Source organism: Bacillus cereus group sp. MS39 (assembly GCF_040448665.1).
Lineage (GTDB): Bacteria > Bacillota > Bacilli > Bacillales > Bacillaceae_G > Bacillus_A > Bacillus_A wiedmannii.
Genome location: NZ_CP123058.1, coordinates 5,216,586 through 5,237,500, shown reverse-complemented (window position 1 = coordinate 5,237,500; position 20,915 = coordinate 5,216,586). Strand labels below are relative to the sequence as shown.

Sequence of the window (20,915 nt, the reverse complement as noted above, 5' to 3'; positions counted from 1 at the left end):
ACAGATGATTGGGGTGAAGTCGTAACAAGGTAGCCGTATCGGAAGGTGCGGCTGGATCACCTCCTTTCTATGGAGAATTGATGAACGCTGTTCATCAATATAAGTTTCCGTGTTTCGTTTTGTTCAGTTTTGAGAGAACTATCTCTCATATATAAATGTATGTTCTTTGAAAACTAGATAACAGTGTAGCTCATATTTTTTTAATTTTAGTTTGGTTAAGTTAGAAAGGGCGCACGGTGGATGCCTTGACACTAGGAGTCGATGAAGGACGGGACTAACGCCGATATGCTTCGGGGAGCTGTAAGTAAGCTTTGATCCGAAGATTTCCGAATGGGGAAACCCACCATACGTAATGGTATGGTATCCTTGCCTGAATACATAGGGTAAGGAAGACAGACCCAGGGAACTGAAACATCTAAGTACCTGGAGGAAGAGAAAGCAAATGCGATTTCCTGAGTAGCGGCGAGCGAAACGGAACATAGCCCAAACCAAGAGGCTTGCCTCTTGGGGTTGTAGGACATTCTATACGGAGTTACAAAGGAACGAGGTAGACGAAGCGACCTGGAAAGGTCCGTCGTAGAGGGTAACAACCCCGTAGTCGAAACTTCGTTCTCTCTTGAATGTATCCTGAGTACGGCGGAACACGTGAAATTCCGTCGGAATCTGGGAGGACCATCTCCCAAGGCTAAATACTCCCTAGTGATCGATAGTGAACCAGTACCGTGAGGGAAAGGTGAAAAGCACCCCGGAAGGGGAGTGAAAGAGATCCTGAAACCGTGTGCCTACAAATAGTCAGAGCCCGTTAATGGGTGATGGCGTGCCTTTTGTAGAATGAACCGGCGAGTTACGATCCCGTGCGAGGTTAAGCTGAAGAGGCGGAGCCGCAGCGAAAGCGAGTCTGAATAGGGCGTTTAGTACGTGGTCGTAGACCCGAAACCAGGTGATCTACCCATGTCCAGGGTGAAGTTCAGGTAACACTGAATGGAGGCCCGAACCCACGCACGTTGAAAAGTGCGGGGATGAGGTGTGGGTAGCGGAGAAATTCCAATCGAACCTGGAGATAGCTGGTTCTCCCCGAAATAGCTTTAGGGCTAGCCTTAAGTGTAAGAGTCTTGGAGGTAGAGCACTGATTGAACTAGGGGTCCTCATCGGATTACCGAATTCAGTCAAACTCCGAATGCCAATGACTTATCCTTAGGAGTCAGACTGCGAGTGATAAGATCCGTAGTCAAGAGGGAAACAGCCCAGATCGCCAGCTAAGGTCCCAAAGTGTGTATTAAGTGGAAAAGGATGTGGAGTTGCTTAGACAACTAGGATGTTGGCTTAGAAGCAGCCACCATTTAAAGAGTGCGTAATAGCTCACTAGTCGAGTGACTCTGCGCCGAAAATGTACCGGGGCTAAATACACCACCGAAGCTGCGAATTGATACCAATGGTATCAGTGGTAGGGGAGCGTTCTAAGTGCAGTGAAGTCAGACCGGAAGGACTGGTGGAGCGCTTAGAAGTGAGAATGCCGGTATGAGTAGCGAAAGACGGGTGAGAATCCCGTCCACCGAATGCCTAAGGTTTCCTGAGGAAGGCTCGTCCGCTCAGGGTTAGTCAGGACCTAAGCCGAGGCCGACAGGCGTAGGCGATGGACAACAGGTTGATATTCCTGTACCACCTCTTTATCGTTTGAGCAATGGAGGGACGCAGAAGGATAGAAGAAGCGTGCGATTGGTTGTGCACGTCCAAGCAGTTAGGCTGATAAGTAGGCAAATCCGCTTATCGTGAAGGCTGAGCTGTGATGGGGAAGCTCCTTATGGAGCGAAGTCTTTGATTCCCCGCTGCCAAGAAAAGCTTCTAGCGAGATAAAAGGTGCCTGTACCGCAAACCGACACAGGTAGGCGAGGAGAGAATCCTAAGGTGTGCGAGAGAACTCTGGTTAAGGAACTCGGCAAAATGACCCCGTAACTTCGGGAGAAGGGGTGCTTTCTTAACGGAAAGCCGCAGTGAATAGGCCCAAGCGACTGTTTAGCAAAAACACAGGTCTCTGCGAAGCCGTAAGGCGAAGTATAGGGGCTGACACCTGCCCGGTGCTGGAAGGTTAAGGAGAGGGGTTAGCGTAAGCGAAGCTCTGAACTGAAGCCCCAGTAAACGGCGGCCGTAACTATAACGGTCCTAAGGTAGCGAAATTCCTTGTCGGGTAAGTTCCGACCCGCACGAAAGGTGTAACGATTTGGGCACTGTCTCAACCAGAGACTCGGTGAAATTATAGTACCTGTGAAGATGCAGGTTACCCGCGACAGGACGGAAAGACCCCGTGGAGCTTTACTGTAGCCTGATATTGAATTTTGGTACATTTTGTACAGGATAGGCGGGAGCCATTGAAACCGGAGCGCTAGCTTCGGTGGAGGCGCTGGTGGGATACCGCCCTGAATGTATTGAAATTCTAACCTACGGGTCTTATCGACCCGGGAGACAGTGTCAGGTGGGCAGTTTGACTGGGGCGGTCGCCTCCTAAAGTGTAACGGAGGCGCCCAAAGGTTCCCTCAGAATGGTTGGAAATCATTCGTAGAGTGCAAAGGCATAAGGGAGCTTGACTGCGAGACCTACAAGTCGAGCAGGGACGAAAGTCGGGCTTAGTGATCCGGTGGTTCCGCATGGAAGGGCCATCGCTCAACGGATAAAAGCTACCCCGGGGATAACAGGCTTATCTCCCCCAAGAGTCCACATCGACGGGGAGGTTTGGCACCTCGATGTCGGCTCATCGCATCCTGGGGCTGTAGTCGGTCCCAAGGGTTGGGCTGTTCGCCCATTAAAGCGGTACGCGAGCTGGGTTCAGAACGTCGTGAGACAGTTCGGTCCCTATCCGTCGTGGGCGTAGGAAATTTGAGAGGAGCTGTCCTTAGTACGAGAGGACCGGGATGGACGCACCGCTGGTGTACCAGTTGTTCTGCCAAGGGCATAGCTGGGTAGCTATGTGCGGAAGGGATAAGTGCTGAAAGCATCTAAGCATGAAGCCCCCCTCAAGATGAGATTTCCCATAGCGTAAGCTAGTAAGATCCCTGAAAGATGATCAGGTTGATAGGTTCGAGGTGGAAGCATGGTGACATGTGGAGCTGACGAATACTAATAGATCGAGGACTTAACCATATAATATGTAGCAATGTTATCTAGTTTTGAAGGAATATATATTAAAATTCCTTTTGACATTCTGAAAAGAATGTGCATAATGATAAAAGTCTGGTAATGATGGCAGAGAGGTCACACCCGTTCCCATACCGAACACGGAAGTTAAGCTCTCTAGCGCCGATGGTAGTTGGGACCTTGTCCCTGTGAGAGTAGGACGTTGCCAGGCTTATATTATTCCGCAGTAGCTCAGCGGTAGAGCTATCGGCTGTTAACCGATCGGTCGTAGGTTCGATTCCTACCTGCGGAGCCATTATGCTTCCATAGCTCAGCTGGTAGAGTACTTCCATGGTAAGGAAGAGGTCACCGGTTCAAGCCCGGTTGGAAGCTTGGAAAAAGTTTTTAAATTTTTGGCCCGTTGGTCAAGTGGTTAAGACACCGCCCTTTCACGGCGGTAACACGGGTTCGAATCCCGTACGGGTCACCACTTTTGGAGGATTAGCTCAGCTGGGAGAGCACCTGCCTTACAAGCAGGGGGTCGGCGGTTCGATCCCGTCATCCTCCACCATATATATTTTAAATGTCGGAGGGGTAGCGAAGTGGCTAAACGCGGCGGACTGTAAATCCGCTCCTTCGGGTTCGGCAGTTCGAATCTGCCCCCCTCCACCATTTTTTTAAAAATAACCTGAGAGGGTTTATTTTTTTGAAAAGATAACCATACTAGTAAATATTAATGGGCTATAGCCAAGCGGTAAGGCAACGGACTTTGACTCCGTCATGCGCTGGTTCGAATCCAGCTAGCCCAGCCATTTACGAGCCATTAGCTCAGTTGGTAGAGCATCTGACTTTTAATCAGAGGGTCGAAGGTTCGAATCCTTCATGGCTCACCATTTTCGCGGAAGTAGTTCAGTGGTAGAATACAACCTTGCCAAGGTTGGGGTCGCGGGTTCGAATCCCGTCTTCCGCTTTATTACTAAGGGGCCTTAGCTCAGCTGGGAGAGCGCCTGCCTTGCACGCAGGAGGTCAGCGGTTCGATCCCGCTAGGCTCCATCTAAATAAAAAAGCTTACATCATATGATGTAAGCTTTTTTTGTGTTTAAAAAGACAACTTTCATATTTGTCATTTAAAATGGAGAAAACGCGAAAATAAAGGATGGGGATAATTGTGAAAGTTGTTATTGCATCTGATTCATATAAAGAAAGCTTAAAAGCTATAAAAGTATGTGAAGCTATTGAAAGAGGATTTGGAGCAATTTTTCCTAAAGCAGAGTACGTAAAAATACCAATTGGAGATGGAGGTGAAGGAACGGTTGATTCACTTGTGGATGCTACAGATGGAAGAATGATACCCCTTCATGTGACAGGACCGCTTAGAGAACGTGTACAAGCCTTTTACGGTATGTCTAAAGATAAAAAGACAGCGTTTATTGAAATGGCAGCAGCATCAGGATTACAACATGTTCCGGTTAAAAAGCGAAACCCACTTATTACAACGACTAAAGGAACAGGAGAACTTATACTACATGCGCTAGACGAAGGAGCTGAGCACATTATTTTAGGACTTGGCGGAAGTGCTACAAATGATGGCGGAGCAGGTATGTTGTCAGCTTTAGGAGTCAGGTTTATAAATGGGAAAGGGGAAGTAATAGAGCCATCTGGAGGAACATTACATTCGATTGTCGCTATTGATTTTTCATGCATGGATTCACGCTTAATGCATATAAAGATAGAAGCAGCATGTGATGTAGATAATCCGTTAGTTGGAATAAGGGGAGCATCTTTCGTATTTGGGAGGCAAAAGGGTGCGAATGCAGAGATGATGAAAGAGCTGGATGAGAATTTAAAGCATTATGCGAATATCCTTAAACAATATTTATCTTGCGACGTATCTGAAATACCTGGCGCAGGAGCCGCAGGAGGAATGGGAGCAGCTGTTATTGCAGTGTTAAAGGGAAGCTTGCGGAGAGGAATTGAAATTGTATTAGACTATACAAATTTTAATAAGCATATAGAAGGTGCAGATTTAATTATAACTGGCGAAGGGAGAATAGATGAACAAACAGCATATGGAAAGGCCCCTGTAGGTGTTGCGGAGCGTGCAAAGCATTTTCGTATTCCTGTCATCGCTATTGGAGGATCTGTATCTCCGAATTATCCAGCTGTTCATGAAAAAGGAATCGATGCAGTATTTAGTATTACAGCGAGTCCTATGACATTAGAAGAGGCATATAAAGTAGCGGAAGAGAATATCGAAATGACAGCAAAGAATATTGCCGCAGTATGGAAAATAGCATCAGAAAAACACTTCTAAATGTAGGAGTGTTTTTTATTATTATTTAATAATAATGATGGTAGTTGTTTCATTAAGTTAACTTTATACATAGAATAGTCTTGAAATTTGGTTTTTAAAGCGAATATAAGTGAATAATTTGTATATCCATACAGAAAAATGTCGAGTTGAGTCAGACTATATAAAAGATTTAAAATATTTAGTGAAGGCATAAAAGGGGGATACTATCTATGAAAAAAGAAATCTCAGTTATTGGAGTTCCAATGGATTTAGGACAGATGCGTCGCGGGGTAGATATGGGGCCGAGTGCAATCCGTTATGCAGGCGTAATTGAAAGAATTGAAGAAATTGGATATGACGTTAAAGATATAGGAGATATATGTATAGAGAGAGAAAAAGAAGCAGATGTAAATACAAACTTAAGAAACCTTACACAAGTTGCAACTGTATGTAACGAATTAGCAAGTAAGGTGGATCATATTATAGAAGAGGGACGTTTTCCACTTGTATTAGGTGGTGACCATAGTATCGCAATTGGTACATTAGCTGGTGTTGCGAAACATTATAAAAATTTAGGTGTTATTTGGTACGATGCACATGGTGACTTAAATACAGAAGAAACTTCACCATCTGGAAATATTCATGGCATGTCACTTGCAGCAAGTTTAGGGTATGGACATCAAACGCTTGTAGATTTATACGGGGCATATCCAAAGGTGAAAAAAGAGAATGTTGTAATTATCGGTGCACGTGCATTAGATGAAGGAGAAAAAGACTTTATTCGCAATGAAGGTATTAAAGTATTCTCGATGCACGAGATTGATCGTATGGGTATGACGGCTGTTATGGAAGAAACAATCGCTTATTTATCTCATACTGATGGTGTACATTTATCATTAGATTTAGATGGTCTTGATCCTCATGATGCACCAGGAGTTGGAACGCCTGTAATTGGTGGCCTATCTTATCGTGAAAGCCATTTAGCAATGGAAATGTTAGCGGAAGCTGATATTGTCACATCTGCTGAGTTTGTTGAAGTAAATACGATTTTAGATGAGCGAAACAGAACGGCAACAACGGCAGTTGCTTTAATGGGTTCTTTATTCGGTGAAAAACTAAAATAAATGTAAGAAAAGCAACTGAGAAGTTGCTTTTTTTATTTGAAAATAAGCGTATAATAATGATTTATATTATACTGTACGATAATAATGTTTGACATCTTGCCAATTTAGACTAAAGGGGGGTTGTTTGTAATTGTCGTTTGTTTCATGTATGGTATAATTAACTAGTTGTTGGAAATACATACAGATAGAGCATAAAACAATATTTCAATATATGGATAGAATTGCTCGTAAGTAGGAGGAAGGGTTAGCATGCCTTTTGAAGATACGACCATTTTGAAATATCTTAGTACGGTATTAGATATTGCCGTTGTATGGTTTATTATATATAAGCTAATTCTCATAATCCGAGGGACGAAAGCTGTTCAACTTTTAAAAGGGATTACAGTTATTATTGTCGTTCGGATGATCAGTATTTTCCTTGAATTGCATACGCTTTATTGGCTAACTGAGCAAGTATTAACGTGGGGATTTTTAGCCGTTATTATTATTTTCCAGCCAGAATTGCGAAGAGCACTTGAGCAGCTAGGACGCGGGAGTTTATTTTCGCGTGTTGGAACTCATGAGGATGATGAACCTGAAATCGTTGCAACAGCGATAGCGAAAGCAACGGAATATATGGGGAAACGTAGAATTGGTGCATTAATTACTTTGTCAAAAGAGACCGGTATGGGTGATTATGTGGAAACAGGTATTCCGCTAAATGCACACGTATCATCGGAATTACTTATTAATATTTTCATTCCTAATACACCTCTTCACGATGGAGCGGTTATTATGCAAGGAAGTACCATTAAAGCAGCAGCGTGTTATCTTCCGTTATCGGAAAGTCCGTTTATCTCTAAGGAACTAGGAACTAGGCATCGCGCTGCAATGGGAGTTAGTGAAGTTACTGATAGTATTACAGTAGTTGTGTCGGAAGAAACTGGCCAAATTTCTTTAACGAAAAATGGTAAGTTGCATCGTGATTTGAAGACAGAACAACTGAAAGATATGTTGTTAGCTGAATTTAGTGCGAGCGAAAAAACGACTTCTTCGTCTTTATGGAATTGGAGGAGAAAGCGTCATGGATAAGTTAATGGAGAATCATTGGTTTTTAAAAGGGATCTCATTACTATTGGCGTGTATGCTTTTTATGTCAGCGACTTTAACTGAAAAAAATACGACATCGGGGATACTACCTTTCGCAAATGATGCGAAAGAAACCTTAACTAATTATGGGATTAACCTTAAGTATGATGAAGAGAAATATATTGTAAGTGGTATTCCGTCAGAGGGCGTTAAGGTGAAGTTAGAGGGCCCAAAAGCAGCAGTTGCTACAGCAAAAGCGAAAAAACAATTTGATATACCAGTTGATTTGAGAGATAGCGAAAAAGGAACTTATGAAGTTTCTTTGAAAACGAACGGGCTTCCAGATGATGTGAAAGGAACAGTTCAGCCATCAACAATTAAAATTACTCTACATGAAAAAGCGAGAAAATACGTTCATGTAGACTTAAAATTATCAAATGAGGATCAAATGCCAGCGGGTTCAACTCTTGAAAAATCAAACATTAAACCTGATACTGTTGAGGTAGTTGGGACGAAAGAAGAAATTGAAAGTATTTCATCTGCTAAGGCGTATATTGATTTAAAAGGTGTTAATAAAACTGTTACAAAAACAGCCGAAGTTACATTATACAATAGAGAAGGAAAACGTTTAAATGTAAGAACGAGTCCATCTAAAATTAGTGTAACATTGAATGTGGCGACGCAAGCTACGGCCAATAATACTGAAAAAACTGTTCCTGTAACGTATACGAAAAAGGGGAGTTTACCAGAAGGATTGGCCGTTACAAATATTAGCATTGAGCCGAGAGAAGTAACAATAGCAGGTCCAAAAGATATCTTGGATAATATACAATCGATAGAGGGGGTCGAAGTAGATCTTAGTCAATTGACAGAGTCTACAACATTCGATACCTCTGTTTTATTGCCAAAGGGTGTAACAAGTGCAAAACCGAATCAAGTGAAGGTTTCGGTAGGAGTGCAAAAAACAAAACAAACGAAAACAAGAACGATTGATGGTATATCAATTCAAAAAAATGGACTTTCTAAAGATGTTACGGCCCAGCTACTTTCACCGCAAGATGGGAAGATAAGCGTTGATATTTCAGGAGAAACAAGTATAGTAGATAAAATAACAGCTGCTCAAATAACAGCAGCCATTAATCTGCAAAATGTATCTCCGGGGACGAAGGATGTTTCTATTCAAGTGAGCGGTCCTGGTAATATTTCAATAGAGCCAAAGCAAAAAAGTGCTAAAGTCACAATTGTGAAGAAAGAAAATCCAGATAAAGAAGTACAGGGTAACGGTGAAAAACCAGATTCAAATAATAACCAAGATAATCAAACTGAAAAACCAAAAAATCCTGAACCTGAACCTAAGCCTGACACGGAACAGGAACAAAATAAAGATAAAGAAAAAGAAACTAGTCAAGAGCCAACAGTAGATAATCAAAAAGAGCCAGAAAAAGGAGCGAATCATAATGGGTAAATATTTTGGTACAGATGGAGTACGCGGGGTTGCGAACCAGGAGTTAACACCTGAATTAGCGTTCAAAATTGGACGTTTTGGTGGTTATGTATTAACAAAAGATACAGATCGTCCAAAAGTAATTATCGGCCGTGATACACGTATATCAGGACATATGTTAGAAGGAGCTTTAGTAGCAGGTCTATTATCAACTGGAGCAGAAGTAATGCGCCTTGGTGTTATTTCTACACCAGGTGTTGCTTATTTAACAAAAGCGTTAGATGCACAAGCAGGTGTTATGATTTCTGCATCTCATAATCCAGTACAGGATAACGGAATCAAATTCTTCGGTTCTGACGGTTTTAAATTAACAGATGAGCAAGAAGCAGAAATCGAAGCTTTATTAGACAAAGAAGTTGATGAACTACCACGTCCAACAGGTACGAATCTTGGACAAGTGAGTGATTATTTTGAAGGCGGACAAAAATATTTACAATATATTAAACAAACTGTAGAGGAAGATTTCTCTGGTTTACATATCGCTTTAGATTGTGCGCATGGTGCTACGTCTTCTTTAGCTCCATACTTATTTGCGGATTTAGAGGCTGATATTTCAACAATGGGAACTTCACCAAACGGCATGAACATTAACGATGGAGTAGGTTCTACGCATCCAGAAGTATTAGCTAAATTAGTAAAAGATAAAGGCGCTGATATCGGTCTTGCCTTTGATGGTGATGGTGACCGTTTAATCGCTGTAGATGAAAAAGGAAACATCGTTGATGGCGATCAAATTATGTTTATTTGTGCGAAGTACATGAAAGAAACTGGTCAATTAAAGCATAATACAGTCGTTTCAACTGTTATGAGTAACTTAGGTTTCTACAAAGCACTTGAAGCTAACAATATCACAAGTGATAAAACAGCAGTTGGTGACCGTTACGTAATGGAAGAGATGAAGCGTGGTGGTTACAACTTAGGTGGAGAACAATCGGGTCATATTATCTTACTTGATTACATTACAACTGGTGATGGAATGTTAAGTGCACTTCAATTGGTGAACATCATGAAAATGACGAAAAAACCATTATCTGAGCTTGCAGGTGAGATGACAAAATTCCCACAATTACTAGTAAACGTTCGTGTAACAGATAAAAAACTAGCATTAGAAAATGAAAAAATTAAAGATATTATTCGTGTTGTAGAGGAAGAAATGAACGGTGATGGCCGCATTCTTGTTCGTCCATCTGGAACAGAGCCACTTATTCGTGTAATGGCAGAAGCACCAACACAAGAAGTTTGTGACGCATATGTACATCGTATTGTAGAAGTTGTGAAAGCTGAAGTTGGCGCTGAATAATTCAATAAATTTATGAAAAGGGAGCACAAGAAGTGCTCCTTTTTCATATGTTTTATAGACGATGAAAAAAATTTCATTGACGGTTTATCTATGTTTGTTATAAGATGGTCTTGTTCTTTTTCTCAAAGGAAATATTGTAAATTATAGAAGCGCCAGAACTACAAGTAGTGTAGTTGACGAGGTGGAGTTTATCGAGATTTCGGCGGATGACTCCCGGTTGTTCATCACAACCGCAAGCTTTTACTTAAATCATTAAGGTGACTTAGTGGACAAAGGTGAAAGTGTGATGAGAGAAAAGGAACGGATACAAACTAGCTGTATAAGTATATACGGACTTAAACCCAATCGAGAGGAAGGTGAAAGCCGTTACAAGCTTACAGGGCTAGCAATATGTAATCCGTTTTTTAGTATAAATAAAAATGGTATCGGACTATGTCGTTACATGTTCGCAGAGCAATGTAAGCATTTGTAACGGCGACTAAACATGTGTGGAATCGTAGGATTTATTGGAGAGCAAGATGCAAAGGAAATTTTATTAAAAGGTTTAGAAAAGCTAGAATATCGTGGATATGATTCAGCAGGTATTGCAGTACAAGCAGAGAACGGTGTTGTTGTATACAAAGAAAAAGGTCGTATTGCAAAACTTCGCGAAATCGTAGATGAGAACGTAGCAGCAAGCGTGGGAATCGGTCACACACGCTGGGCTACACATGGTGTTCCAAGCAAAGTAAACGCGCATCCGCATCAAAGTACATCAAAACGCTTTACACTAGTTCATAACGGTGTAATTGAAAACTATGAATTAGTGAAAAAAGAATATTTACAAGATGTAACGTTCGTAAGTGAAACGGATACAGAGATTATCGTACAGCTTATGGAACAACAAGTGAGCACAGGATTAAGTGTAGAAGAAGCGTTCCGTAATACGCTATCTCTTTTACATGGCTCTTATGCGATCGGATTACTTGATGCTGAAAATCCAAACATGATTTATGTTGCTAAAAACAAAAGCCCGCTATTAGTAGGTGTTGGTGACAACTTTAATGTTGTGGCGAGCGACGCTATGGCGATGTTACAAGTTACAGATCAATTTATTGAGTTAATGGATAAAGAAATCGTAATCGTAACGAAAGAAAGTATTACAATTAAAAACTTACAAGGTGAAACGATTGAACGTGCACCGTTTACAGCGGAATTAGACGCAAGTGATATTGAAAAAGGAACATACCCTCATTTCATGCTTAAAGAAATCGATGAGCAACCACTTGTAATCCGTAATATAATTCAAAAGTATCAAGATGAAAATGGCGAGATTGAACTGAATGCAGACATCCGCAATGCGATTTTAGATAGCGATCGTATTTACATCATTGCATGTGGAACAAGTTATCATGCAGGTCTTGTTGGAAAACAATTTATCGAGAAGTTTGCAAAAATGCCAGTTGAAGTGCATGTAGCAAGTGAATTCTCTTATAACATGCCATTATTAACAGAAAGACCATTCTTCATTTATATTTCACAAAGTGGTGAAACAGCTGATAGCCGTGCAGTACTTGTGCAAACAAATGAAATGGGGCATAAAGCATTAACGATTACAAACGTACCTGGTTCTACACTTTCTCGTGAAGCTGATTACACACTTCCGTTATACGCGGGACCAGAAATCGCAGTTGCATCAACGAAAGCGTACACAGCACAACTTGCAGTACTTTCAATTTTAGCTGCGGACATTGCTAAAGCAAAAGGCGAAGTTCTTGATTTCGATTTAACACACGAATTAGGACTTGTAGCAAATGCAATGATAGAACTTTGTGATCAAAAAGAAGAAATGGACGCATTAGCAAAACAATTTTTAGCAACAACTCGTAACTGTTTCTTCATCGGACGTAGCGTAGACTTCTACGTAGGATTAGAAGGTGCGTTAAAGCTGAAAGAAATCTCTTACATCCAAGCAGAAGGATTTGCTGGAGGAGAATTAAAACACGGTACAATCGCCTTAATCGAAAACGGTACACCAGTTATCGCACTTGCTACACAAGAGCACGTAAACCTTGGAATTCGTGGTAACGTGAAAGAAGTAGTAGCACGCGGAGCTAACCCATGTATTATCTCAATGAAAGGCTTAGAAATGGAAGGTGACAGCTTCGTATTACCAGCTGTACACGAAGCACTAGCACCGCTAGTAGCAGTTATTCCATTCCAACTTATCTCATACTACGCGGCACTTCACCGCGAATGTGACGTTGATAAGCCACGTAACTTAGCTAAGTCTGTTACTGTTGAGTAGGAGATTAGTAGGTTAATAAATATAGTTGTGGATTTGAAATAAATTTACGAATTTGTACCCCTTTAGATATGTTATCTAAAGGGGTATTTTTGTGCCAAAAAAGAACATCTAAAATTGGTAGGTGGACAGAATCCTACTAATTAAAATTTTACTTTATCGGATTTGGAATAGAACCACTTTTATTTATCTGAATTTTTCGTTACTATTTTAAGTAGCAGTGAACAATTTTCTTTATTATGAAGAGAAGAGCCGATAGATTCATGGACATTACAAGGGGGCTTATTATATGAAAGTGAAAGCAAAAACATATTTAAGTATAGAAGAGATTATTTCATTACCGGCCGTATCAAGTACAAACATAAGTGATGATGGCAAAAACGTAGCATTTGTTAAGAAGAGCGCTAACTGGGAAGACAATACGTATAGAAATCATGTATGGATATATGAAACAAATAAAGGGCAGAGTTACCGACTAACAAATGGGGATATAGATAGTACACATCCAGTATGGTCTCCAGATTCTAAGAGCATTGCATACCTTAGTCCAGGCGGTGACGGAGCTAATAAAAATCAGATCTTTGTTAAGTCAATAGACGGTTGTAGTGAGGTTCAAATTACGGATGAGAAGGAAGGAGTTAATACATTCAAATGGGAGCCTACTGGTAAAGGTTTTTATTATATTGCACAGTCAAAAGAATGTGAGGAGATAAAGAAACGTAAGGAACGATATGGAGATTTCCATCATGTAGGTAAGGAACATCAGAATAATTGTTTATACTACATTGAAATAGAAAAAGTGAAACAAAACGATAAACAGGAACGGAAGGTTAGCGGTGTTTATCAACTAACGGACGGTAAGGATTTTTATATACATAACTTTGATATTTCAAATGATAGGAAAAAGGTTGTATGTATGGCTACACCAAGTTTAAACGATTATATGAATGGTGATCTATACATATTAGATGTTGAAGCTGGGGAACTACAAAAGATGAATATAGATAAGTTGTTAGGAGCGAGCGTCTGCTTTTCTCCTGAGGGCGATAAAATGTGTTACTCAGCAAGCATAAGAGAGAAGGATTACTATAGAAATCATATACAAGACAATACATTAGAGATATATGATATGAATACTAGAGAGGTAATTCAACCTTTAACAAATTTTGATAGTACGGTTATGCCATTGCAGTGGACAGCTAAAGGAATTTTAATTAGATGGCAGGATAAAACGAATTACCGTATTGGATTGCTATGTGAGGATGGCACTGTGGAAATGTTAAGCGAAAAAGTAGATAGCTTTATAATGGATGCCTCTATAACAAGGGATGGAAATCATATAACATATACTAAGGCTATAACAAATGAAACCTTTGAAATCTATTTGGATTATAAAAAAATAACGAATGAAAATAGCTTTTTCGAAGACAAGCTTAAAAGCAACAGGGAAATCATCTCATGGCAAAGTAGTGATGGTCTTGAAATAGAGGGTGTTCTATCAACTCCAGTAGAGTTTGACGCAAATAAAAAATATCCCTTATTAGTAGTAATCCATGGTGGTCCAGCTTGGGCATCCTTTCCGATATTTTCAGACTGTTTTAATGAGAAATATCCGATTGAACAATTTATCGAAAAAGGCTTTATCGTTTTAGAACCAAACTATAGAGGAAGTTCTGGTTATGGTAATGAATTTTTAAAAGCAAACTATAGAAAACAAGGAATTGCTGATTATGATGATATTATATCTGGAGTGGATGAACTAGTTGAAAAGGGGATGGTAGATAAAGAGAGAGTAGGAGTTATGGGATGGAGTAACGGAGGATATATATCAGCTTTCTGTTCTACATTTAGTGATAGATTTAAAGCTATTTCAGTTGGGGGCGGAATCACTAACTGGAGTACCCATTATGTAAATACAGATATCCCTTACTTTATTAGCATGTATTTAGGAAATACTCCATGGAATGATCCGGATATATATAGGAAAACATCACCAATGACATATATTAAATCAGCCTGTACGCCTACCTTAATTCAACATGGGGAAAAGGATGCAAGAATTCCAATTACAAATGCATATGAGCTATATGAAGGGTTAAGAGATATGGAAGTCGATACAGAGTTAATTATATTTAAAGGAATGGCATATAGTCCTAATCAACCAGGAATGAATGTAGCTATTATGAAGCAGAATTTGATGTGGTTTTCACACTATATTCTTGGGGATAGTACGAAAGATTTTAGTACTATATAATGGATATCCACACAGGGATTTTTTGTTGTGCAATCGTGTCAGATTGTTGAAAAAGAGATACAACAAATTATATAATTTATTGTAAACTGCATGCAAACCAGTATTGAAAAAATGTAAATGATTATAAGGAAACGTAATTCGGAGGACTAATATGACAGAGAATAAAAATGAGTTATCTGTAGAACAACGTGAAGAACTACTAAAAGTATTACAAGCTCGTTTTGAGAAAAACATGAACCGCCATGAAGGTCTTGAATGGGCTAAGATTGAAGCGAAGCTGGCTACTAATACTGAAAAATTGTGGTCAATTCATGAAATGGAAGTAACTGGCGGTGAGCCGGATGTTGTTGGTTATAATGAAGAGAAGGACGAGTATACTTTCTATGATTGTTCAAAGGAGAGTCCTAAGGGCCGCAGAAGTCTTTGTTATGATCTTGAAGCGTTAGAGGCAAGAAAAAAACATAAACCAGAAAATAACGTTATTGATGTGGCAACTGCTATGGGCATTGAATTACTAACTGAAGAACAATATCGAGAGTTGCAACAGTTTGGGGATTTTGACATGAAATCATCAAGTTGGGTACAAACACCTTCAGATATTCGAGAACTCGGTGGTGCTCTATTTTGCGATTATCGCTTCGGACATGTTTTCGTGTATCACAATGGAGCAGACTCTTATTATGCTGCCAGAGGTTTTCGTGGCTCGTTAAAAGTTTAAATTAGGATAAATAAGAAAAAGAGCCTATATTCAGGCTCTTTTTCTTATTTATATTTTAAAAGTAAACTGTTACTACGCAGTTTTACTTAATTTATATGTTCCGTGGTTGTTTTTACGGAAAAGTTTAGGGAAAACATAGCCATCTAATCCAATACGTCCAGCGTTCTGCCCTGCAACTAAAATGAACATAGTCAAAATAAGCAGGTTTGGGTTTACACTAACAGTTCCACTTAATAAAAATGAAAGATTCATTATGATTCCGAAAAATGCAGCTGTTTTTGTTAATCCACCTAAAATTAAACCTAGACCTACTAAAATTTCTCCCCATTGAACTAAAAAGCTAAATAGGTCTGCGTTTGGAAGGACAAAATGTTGAAGAAAATCTGCCCACCAACTTTGTACTGCAGGGTGGTCACCTGATGCTTGAGCAATAGCACCCTTTAGAAAGCCACTTGCGTCAAAAGATTGTCCAAAGACTTTGCCTATCCCAGCAGCGAGCCATGTATATCCTATATAAAGCCGTAAAAGTAATAATATGAAAGTAGCACGTTTATCAGTTCTTAAAAAATTGATAACCATTGAAATCCCTCCAATATTGTATTTACACGTTTATTATATATCCATTGTGAGAAAATTCACAATGGATATAATGTGAACAAATTTATGATTTCTTATTTATAAAATTGCACATACAATATTGTGAAGTTTATTTTTGAAAATTAAGCAATAAATCAGGGATAGGAGCTATCTATTGTAGCGGATAGCTCCCGTAGTAAACAGGTTCATGTATGCTCTTTAAGTTCATATGGGCATTCCGTATTATTTCTCTGGCTTTATATAAGGAACAACTTGTGCAGTCACCCCTACAGAAGCACCGCGAATAAAGTCTTGGTTTTCTAACGCCTTAAAGTTTTCTGTTCTCCCAGTTAGCATAACACCTAAAATTTTCACTTGATCGAATGGTTTGTCCTTGTTTGATTTTAAAAACTTTTGAATATCTTCGTCATATCCATCGTCATCGAATTGTTTAAGTGAATCAAAGAACCTTTTGTATGCTTCTTCAGGGGATTTTTCTGGATTAAATCCGTAAACTGGCATACCGGAAGGACCTCTGCTTTCATCTTTAATAGGTGAGACCATATATATCCATACGATATTTAAGTTATCTGGTAGTTTCTTTTGAATTTCTTTTAATGTATAAGCTTTATCGAAAGAGATAGCAACTTCTGCTACATAGTTATCCATTGTTGAAACTGCACTTAATTCATTTTTGACGCCATCATGATATTTCTTGATGGCTGGATTATAAAATGTAGCAACTTTATTTTTCGTTTGTTTATCATAATTGTAAGACTCGGTACTAGAACTAGACCAATAAGAACCTGGTATTAACTCGTTGTAATCGATGTTAGAACGAAACCAGTCGTAAGAGCTTGTCAGTGTATTCCATCGCACTAAGTAACCGTTAATGTTTTTAGAACGATTAGATACGATATTGCCACCAAACATAGAGGAATTACTCGTAACTTGAGAATCAATATGGACATTGGGCTCTGCAATTGCATTATGTAAAAAGAGTCGTTCGTGAAGCTTTGTAGAGCTTTTCGCTGCAAAGTAATTGCCAACTTTATAAATGATAGGGATAAGCACCATGACAACGATAATAGAGGTAATGATGATTTTAAGTAACTGTTTTCTTTTAGCCTTTTTTAATGCATCTTTTAAAGAAGTATCCATTAAGGTGTTCCTCCTATTTTTGAGTGAATTGCTTTACGTGCACGCTGTAACTTTTGTTTGACGCTGTTTACTTGAATATCTAGTATTAGAGCGATTTCTTCGTATGTAAAATCGTAGTAATATTTTAAAAAGAAGGCTTCTTTGTATTCTAGTTTTATATCTTTTAATAAATAGAAAATCTCATCTTTATTTAAAACTGCATCCAATTCTCGGTCTGTATATTGAAGTTTTGAATAAATTTCTTCAGTTAAGTAGATATTTTGCTGTTCTTTTCTTCGTTTTAAATCAATGTATTCATTTAATGCGACTCTAAAAAACCACGGACGAATGTTACTCTCGGTTAAGTCATCTAGCAATGTGTATACTTTATAGAAAGTATTTTGGATGATGTCTTCTGCATCTTCCTTTATAGCTCCTTTCGCTAATAGTAGTTTGAACACTTCCTCTCCTAAATTGATAAGATAGGAGGTCAATATATTTTCTTTTCCCATCATTTTTCCTCCCTACACTTATACAACGAACAGGTAATGGTAAATGTATACACTTAAACTTAAATTAGTTATTAACTATGGTTTATAGTACATGATACTTTATAAATAGGAGTGGTTATTTTATTTTTGAAATATTAAATCTTTAATGCTAAAATAAAATTTGGAGATATATGGAGAGGGGATAAAGACTCGATATGTGGATGAACTTTTGATGATTCGAAATTTAGATAGATAAATTTTTCTCTCATAAGTGAGGGCTTATTTAGCTGTCTATAAATCATTCAAGGACTGCATATTTGGCTTGTACATCCCTTTTGTAAGGCTAATGCGTAGGGAAATTCATATCTCTTATATAAAATATGCGTCCTTTAAAATTGGAGGAGTATATGATGAATCAATTAAAAAATAAAATAGCAGTTGTTACAGGTGTAAGTCGTCTAGATGGTATAGGCGCAGCAATTTGTAAAGAATTAGCTGAAGCAGGATACGATATATTTTTTACGTATTGGATAGCGTACGATAAAGAGATGCCTTGGGGCGTTGATCAAAGTGAACAAATACAATTAAAAGAAGAGTTACTAAAAAGCGGTGTTAAAGTATCGAGTATGGAGTTAGATTTAACTCAGAATGGTGCACCGAAAGAGCTTATACATAAAGTTACTGAACAACTAGGCTACCCTCATATATTAATTAATAATGCAGCGTATTCCACAAATAATGACTTCTCTAATTTGACTGCTGAAGAATTAGATAAGCACTACATGGTAAATGTTCGTGCGACTACGTTGTTAAGTAGTCAATTTGCCCAAGGGTTTGATAAGAAATCTGGTGGTAGAATTGTGAATATGACATCGGGACAATTTAAAGGACCTATGGCAGGAGAACTAGCATATGCAACAACGAAGGGAGCTATTGATGCTCTTACTAGTACGTTGTCAGCTGAGGTAGCTCATTTAGGAATAACAGTGAATGCAATTAACCCAGGTCCAACTGATACAGGCTGGATGACTGAAGAGATAAAGCAAGGATTAAAACCAATGTTTCCTTTTGGAAGAATTGGTGAGCCAAAGGATGCAGCAAGACTTATTAAGTTTTTAGTAAGTGAAGAAGCAGAATGGATTACTGGACAGGTTATTCATTCAGAAGGTGGATTTAAAAGATAAAGTGAAACTTTAATCAGTGGGGGGCATCCCCCACTGATTATTAGCCTTCACCTATCGGGCTTTTACGGGCAGTTGATTCCCCACCTAACTTCTTTGCTTCCGTTGAATTTTGAGGTGGGGTCTTACTGCCCGGCGAATAGCGGGATAAAAAGAAGGTATCTCACCTTGGTGAGATACCTTCTTTTTTTAATCTTTCTTCAATCTTCGTGCAACACCATTCCCTAAAGATTGTAGCCCTTGAACGAGGATAATTAAAATAAAGACAGTTGCATACATTACTTCAGGTTCGTAGCGTAAATGTCCGAATCGATATGCTAAATCACCAAGACCGCCAGCACCTACAAGTCCAGCCATTGCTGTTGCACCGATTAAACCAATCGTTGCAATTGTTAACCCAAGTATAAGGGAGGGACGAGCTTCTTTCACCATAACGTGCCAAATGATTTTTATAGTAGAAATGCCCATCGCTTGGTAAGCTTCAATAACACCACGATCTACTTCTAATAAAGCTGTCTCCATTAATCGTGCAATATAAGGAGCTGTGAATACGACAAGTGGTACGATAACTCCTTGCACGCCAATGGATGTTCCCATTAGAAACTTTGTAAAAGGTAAAATGAAGAATAATAGAATGATAAATGGAAGAGAGCGAATTATATTAATAATTGTATTAAGGATTGGATAAATGATTTTATTTTCGTGCTGTCCACCAGGTCTCGTTAAAACAAGTGTAACGCCAAGTGGTAATGCAATAAGGATAGAGATGAATAGTGAAATAGATGTCATTTGAAATGTTTGAATGGTTGCTTCCCATATGACTTTACCCCATTCATCCAAAAAGGATTTGTTTCCCATAGTCTGTTCTACCTCCTTCTACGATGATCCCTTGCTCTTGTAAAAAGGATAAAGCGCGGTCTACTTCATTTTTTTCACCCTGCATATGAATGACTAGTTTCCCATATGCTTCATGTTTTAACTGTGTAATATTACCGGATAAAATATTCGGATACACTTGGAAACGTTTTGTAGCAACAGCTAATGCTGGCTCTCCTGAAGCATTCCCTATAAAGGAGAGAGTTACAATTTCACCGGTAGTTTGTAGTTCTTTTTTTACCTCTCCTGGAATTTTAGCTGCAAATGCACTGTTTACAAATTTTTTCGTTGTTACATGTTGTGGGTTTGTGAAGATATCCTTCACAGTCCCGCTTTCGACTACTGCTCCATGTTCCATAACAGCAACTCGGTCACATATACGCTGGATGACATTCATTTCATGTGTAATTAATAAAATTGTAATCCCGATTTCTTCATTAATCTTTAGTAATAGGTCGAGAATAGAATCCGTTGTTTCTGGGTCTAGAGCGCTCGTTGCTTCGTCGCTTAATAACACTTCCGGTTCATGTGATAGTGCACGTGCAATGGCAACACGCTGCTTCTGGCCGCCAGAAAGTTCGCTCGGATATGCATCTTTTCGATTAAAAAGATCGACAATACGTAAATACTTTTCTACCCTTTTTTCAATTTCATTTTTGGGAAGACCAGATAGACGTAAAGGTAATGCGATATTTTCATAAACTGTCACAGTTTTAAGTAAGTTGAATCCTTGAAAAATCATTCCGATTTTTTGTCTCGATTTTGCTAGTTCTTTTGCTGATAAAGTTGTTAAGTTTTGGCCGTTTACAATGATATTTCCTGTCGTTGGTTTTTCTAATAAATTTACACATCGAATTAATGTACTTTTACCAGCGCCACTATATCCAATGATTCCAAATACTTCGCCCTTTTTTACTTGAAGGGAAACAGGTTTAAGAGCTTCTACATTCCCTTTTTTTGTTGTAAATACTTTGGATACATTTTTTAATTCAATCATT

15 protein-coding genes, 9 tRNA genes and 3 rRNA genes (1 of these 27 only partly in view) are annotated in these 20,915 nt (G+C 39.0%); 22 read left to right on the top strand and 5 right to left on the bottom strand.

Features of this window, described 5'->3' with window-relative positions:
* From QEP67_RS27040 to QEP67_RS26940, 21 genes are all read left to right on the top strand, one after another.
* Positions 1 to 67: ribosomal RNA gene (locus QEP67_RS27040) — 16S ribosomal RNA — on the top strand; it begins 1,485 nt to the left of the window's first position.
* A 146-nt stretch (positions 68 to 213) separates the two neighbouring features.
* A 23S ribosomal RNA gene (locus QEP67_RS27035) occupies positions 214 to 3,135 on the top strand.
* Positions 3,136 to 3,224: 89 nt separating this feature from the next.
* A 5S ribosomal RNA gene (gene rrf, locus QEP67_RS27030) occupies positions 3,225 to 3,340 on the top strand.
* Together the 16S, 23S and 5S rRNA genes with 9 tRNA genes alongside form the textbook arrangement of a ribosomal RNA operon.
* A gap of 9 nt (positions 3,341 to 3,349) precedes the next feature.
* Positions 3,350 to 3,424, top strand: a tRNA-Asn gene (locus QEP67_RS27025).
* A gap of 4 nt (positions 3,425 to 3,428) precedes the next feature.
* Positions 3,429 to 3,501: transfer RNA gene (locus QEP67_RS27020), tRNA-Thr, on the top strand.
* A 22-nt stretch (positions 3,502 to 3,523) separates the two neighbouring features.
* Positions 3,524 to 3,598, top strand: a tRNA-Glu gene (locus QEP67_RS27015).
* Between the two features lie 5 nt (positions 3,599 to 3,603).
* A tRNA-Val gene (locus QEP67_RS27010) sits at positions 3,604 to 3,679 on the top strand.
* Positions 3,680 to 3,696: 17 nt separating this feature from the next.
* A tRNA-Tyr gene (locus QEP67_RS27005) sits at positions 3,697 to 3,780 on the top strand.
* 65 nt (positions 3,781 to 3,845) lie between these two features.
* Positions 3,846 to 3,920 (top strand) — tRNA-Gln (locus QEP67_RS27000).
* A 5-nt stretch (positions 3,921 to 3,925) separates the two neighbouring features.
* Positions 3,926 to 4,001: transfer RNA gene (locus QEP67_RS26995), tRNA-Lys, on the top strand.
* Positions 4,002 to 4,006: 5 nt separating this feature from the next.
* A tRNA-Gly gene (locus QEP67_RS26990) sits at positions 4,007 to 4,078 on the top strand.
* A 10-nt stretch (positions 4,079 to 4,088) separates the two neighbouring features.
* Positions 4,089 to 4,161: transfer RNA gene (locus QEP67_RS26985), tRNA-Ala, on the top strand.
* 115 nt (positions 4,162 to 4,276) lie between these two features.
* Positions 4,277 to 5,422 carry a glycerate kinase gene (locus QEP67_RS26980; RefSeq protein ID WP_000869598.1) on the top strand — a complete coding sequence of 382 codons (1,146 nt, stop codon included), beginning with the start codon at positions 4,277 to 4,279 and terminating at the stop codon, positions 5,420 to 5,422.
* A gap of 209 nt (positions 5,423 to 5,631) precedes the next feature.
* On the top strand, positions 5,632 to 6,525 hold the full coding sequence (rocF, locus tag QEP67_RS26975; protein WP_000711560.1) for an arginase: 894 nt from the start codon (positions 5,632 to 5,634) through the stop codon (positions 6,523 to 6,525).
* 249 nt (positions 6,526 to 6,774) lie between these two features.
* The gene (gene cdaA, locus QEP67_RS26970) at positions 6,775 to 7,596 is read left to right on the top strand and encodes a diadenylate cyclase CdaA (RefSeq protein ID WP_001115707.1); all 822 of its coding nucleotides are present in this window, start codon (positions 6,775 to 6,777) and stop codon (positions 7,594 to 7,596) included.
* On the top strand, positions 7,589 to 9,058 hold the full coding sequence (locus QEP67_RS26965; protein ID WP_000359583.1) for a CdaR family protein: 1,470 nt from the start codon (positions 7,589 to 7,591) through the stop codon (positions 9,056 to 9,058). The genes cdaA and QEP67_RS26965 overlap by 8 nt, the downstream gene beginning before the upstream one ends.
* Positions 9,051 to 10,397 (top strand): phosphoglucosamine mutase, encoded by a 1,347-nt coding sequence (gene glmM / locus QEP67_RS26960; protein ID WP_000521484.1) that lies wholly within the window; start codon positions 9,051 to 9,053, stop codon positions 10,395 to 10,397. The genes QEP67_RS26965 and glmM overlap by 8 nt, the downstream gene beginning before the upstream one ends.
* A 286-nt stretch (positions 10,398 to 10,683) precedes the next feature.
* The gene (locus QEP67_RS26955) at positions 10,684 to 10,869 is read left to right on the top strand and encodes a hypothetical protein (protein ID WP_001208183.1); all 186 of its coding nucleotides are present in this window, start codon (positions 10,684 to 10,686) and stop codon (positions 10,867 to 10,869) included.
* A 12-nt stretch (positions 10,870 to 10,881) separates the two neighbouring features.
* The gene (glmS, locus tag QEP67_RS26950) at positions 10,882 to 12,684 is read left to right on the top strand and encodes a glutamine--fructose-6-phosphate transaminase (isomerizing) (RefSeq protein WP_000334153.1); all 1,803 of its coding nucleotides are present in this window, start codon (positions 10,882 to 10,884) and stop codon (positions 12,682 to 12,684) included.
* 286 nt (positions 12,685 to 12,970) lie between these two features.
* Complete coding sequence (locus tag QEP67_RS26945; RefSeq protein ID WP_000864884.1) at positions 12,971 to 14,935, top strand: S9 family peptidase; 1,965 nt, start codon at positions 12,971 to 12,973, stop codon at positions 14,933 to 14,935.
* Positions 14,936 to 15,086: 151 nt separating this feature from the next.
* The gene (locus QEP67_RS26940; RefSeq protein ID WP_000138380.1) at positions 15,087 to 15,653 is read left to right on the top strand and encodes a DUF4256 domain-containing protein; all 567 of its coding nucleotides are present in this window, start codon (positions 15,087 to 15,089) and stop codon (positions 15,651 to 15,653) included.
* A 72-nt stretch (positions 15,654 to 15,725) separates the two neighbouring features.
* Here the strand turns inward: QEP67_RS26940 and QEP67_RS26935 are convergent, their stop codons facing one another.
* The 3 genes from QEP67_RS26935 to QEP67_RS26925 form a co-directional block, all read right to left on the bottom strand.
* Complete coding sequence (locus QEP67_RS26935) at positions 15,726 to 16,232, bottom strand: DoxX family protein (protein ID WP_000236367.1); 507 nt, start codon at positions 16,230 to 16,232, stop codon at positions 15,726 to 15,728.
* A 240-nt stretch (positions 16,233 to 16,472) separates the two neighbouring features.
* Complete coding sequence (locus tag QEP67_RS26930; protein WP_000381490.1) at positions 16,473 to 17,390, bottom strand: sigma factor regulator N-terminal domain-containing protein; 918 nt, start codon at positions 17,388 to 17,390, stop codon at positions 16,473 to 16,475.
* Positions 17,390 to 17,881 carry an RNA polymerase sigma factor gene (locus tag QEP67_RS26925; protein WP_000514142.1) on the bottom strand — a complete coding sequence of 164 codons (492 nt, stop codon included), beginning with the start codon at positions 17,879 to 17,881 and terminating at the stop codon, positions 17,390 to 17,392. The genes QEP67_RS26930 and QEP67_RS26925 overlap by 1 nt, the downstream gene beginning before the upstream one ends.
* Before the next feature lie 386 nt (positions 17,882 to 18,267).
* Here QEP67_RS26925 and QEP67_RS26920 point away from each other — a divergent pair, with 386 nt between their 5' ends.
* On the top strand, positions 18,268 to 19,044 hold the full coding sequence (locus tag QEP67_RS26920; protein WP_002109129.1) for an SDR family oxidoreductase: 777 nt from the start codon (positions 18,268 to 18,270) through the stop codon (positions 19,042 to 19,044).
* Between the two features lie 186 nt (positions 19,045 to 19,230).
* Here QEP67_RS26920 and QEP67_RS26915 read toward each other — a convergent pair whose 3' ends face one another.
* Together QEP67_RS26915 and QEP67_RS26910 are read right to left on the bottom strand one after the other, a co-directional pair.
* Positions 19,231 to 19,899, bottom strand: a complete 669-nt coding sequence (locus QEP67_RS26915) for a methionine ABC transporter permease (RefSeq protein WP_000527133.1) — start codon at positions 19,897 to 19,899, stop codon at positions 19,231 to 19,233.
* Positions 19,874 to 20,914 (bottom strand): ATP-binding cassette domain-containing protein, encoded by a 1,041-nt coding sequence (locus QEP67_RS26910; protein WP_000571346.1) that lies wholly within the window; start codon positions 20,912 to 20,914, stop codon positions 19,874 to 19,876. Before QEP67_RS26910 ends, QEP67_RS26915 begins: the two co-directional genes overlap by 26 nt.
* Position 20,915 lies beyond the last annotated feature (1 nt).

What these genes read in the sequence shown, in the direction of transcription:
- QEP67_RS26925 (WP_000514142.1), bottom strand. Translation starts at nt 17,881, where the DNA reads ATGGGAAAAGAAAATATATTGACCTCCTATCTTATCAATTTAGGAGAG.
- QEP67_RS26930 (WP_000381490.1), bottom strand. Translation starts at nt 17,390, where the DNA reads ATGGATACTTCTTTAAAAGATGCATTAAAAAAGGCTAAAAGAAAACAG.
- rocF (WP_000711560.1), top strand. Translation starts at nt 5,632, where the DNA reads ATGAAAAAAGAAATCTCAGTTATTGGAGTTCCAATGGATTTAGGACAG.
- QEP67_RS26920 (WP_002109129.1), top strand. Translation starts at nt 18,268, where the DNA reads ATGATGAATCAATTAAAAAATAAAATAGCAGTTGTTACAGGTGTAAGT.
- QEP67_RS26945 (WP_000864884.1), top strand. Translation starts at nt 12,971, where the DNA reads ATGAAAGTGAAAGCAAAAACATATTTAAGTATAGAAGAGATTATTTCA.
- QEP67_RS26940 (WP_000138380.1), top strand. Translation starts at nt 15,087, where the DNA reads ATGACAGAGAATAAAAATGAGTTATCTGTAGAACAACGTGAAGAACTA.
- cdaA (WP_001115707.1), top strand. Translation starts at nt 6,775, where the DNA reads ATGCCTTTTGAAGATACGACCATTTTGAAATATCTTAGTACGGTATTA.
- glmS (WP_000334153.1), top strand. Translation starts at nt 10,882, where the DNA reads ATGTGTGGAATCGTAGGATTTATTGGAGAGCAAGATGCAAAGGAAATT.
- QEP67_RS26935 (WP_000236367.1), bottom strand. Translation starts at nt 16,232, where the DNA reads ATGGTTATCAATTTTTTAAGAACTGATAAACGTGCTACTTTCATATTA.
- QEP67_RS26965 (WP_000359583.1), top strand. Translation starts at nt 7,589, where the DNA reads ATGGATAAGTTAATGGAGAATCATTGGTTTTTAAAAGGGATCTCATTA.
- QEP67_RS26915 (WP_000527133.1), bottom strand. Translation starts at nt 19,899, where the DNA reads ATGGGAAACAAATCCTTTTTGGATGAATGGGGTAAAGTCATATGGGAA.
- QEP67_RS26955 (WP_001208183.1), top strand. Translation starts at nt 10,684, where the DNA reads ATGAGAGAAAAGGAACGGATACAAACTAGCTGTATAAGTATATACGGA.
- glmM (WP_000521484.1), top strand. Translation starts at nt 9,051, where the DNA reads ATGGGTAAATATTTTGGTACAGATGGAGTACGCGGGGTTGCGAACCAG.
- QEP67_RS26910 (WP_000571346.1), bottom strand. Translation starts at nt 20,914, where the DNA reads ATGATTGAATTAAAAAATGTATCCAAAGTATTTACAACAAAAAAAGGG.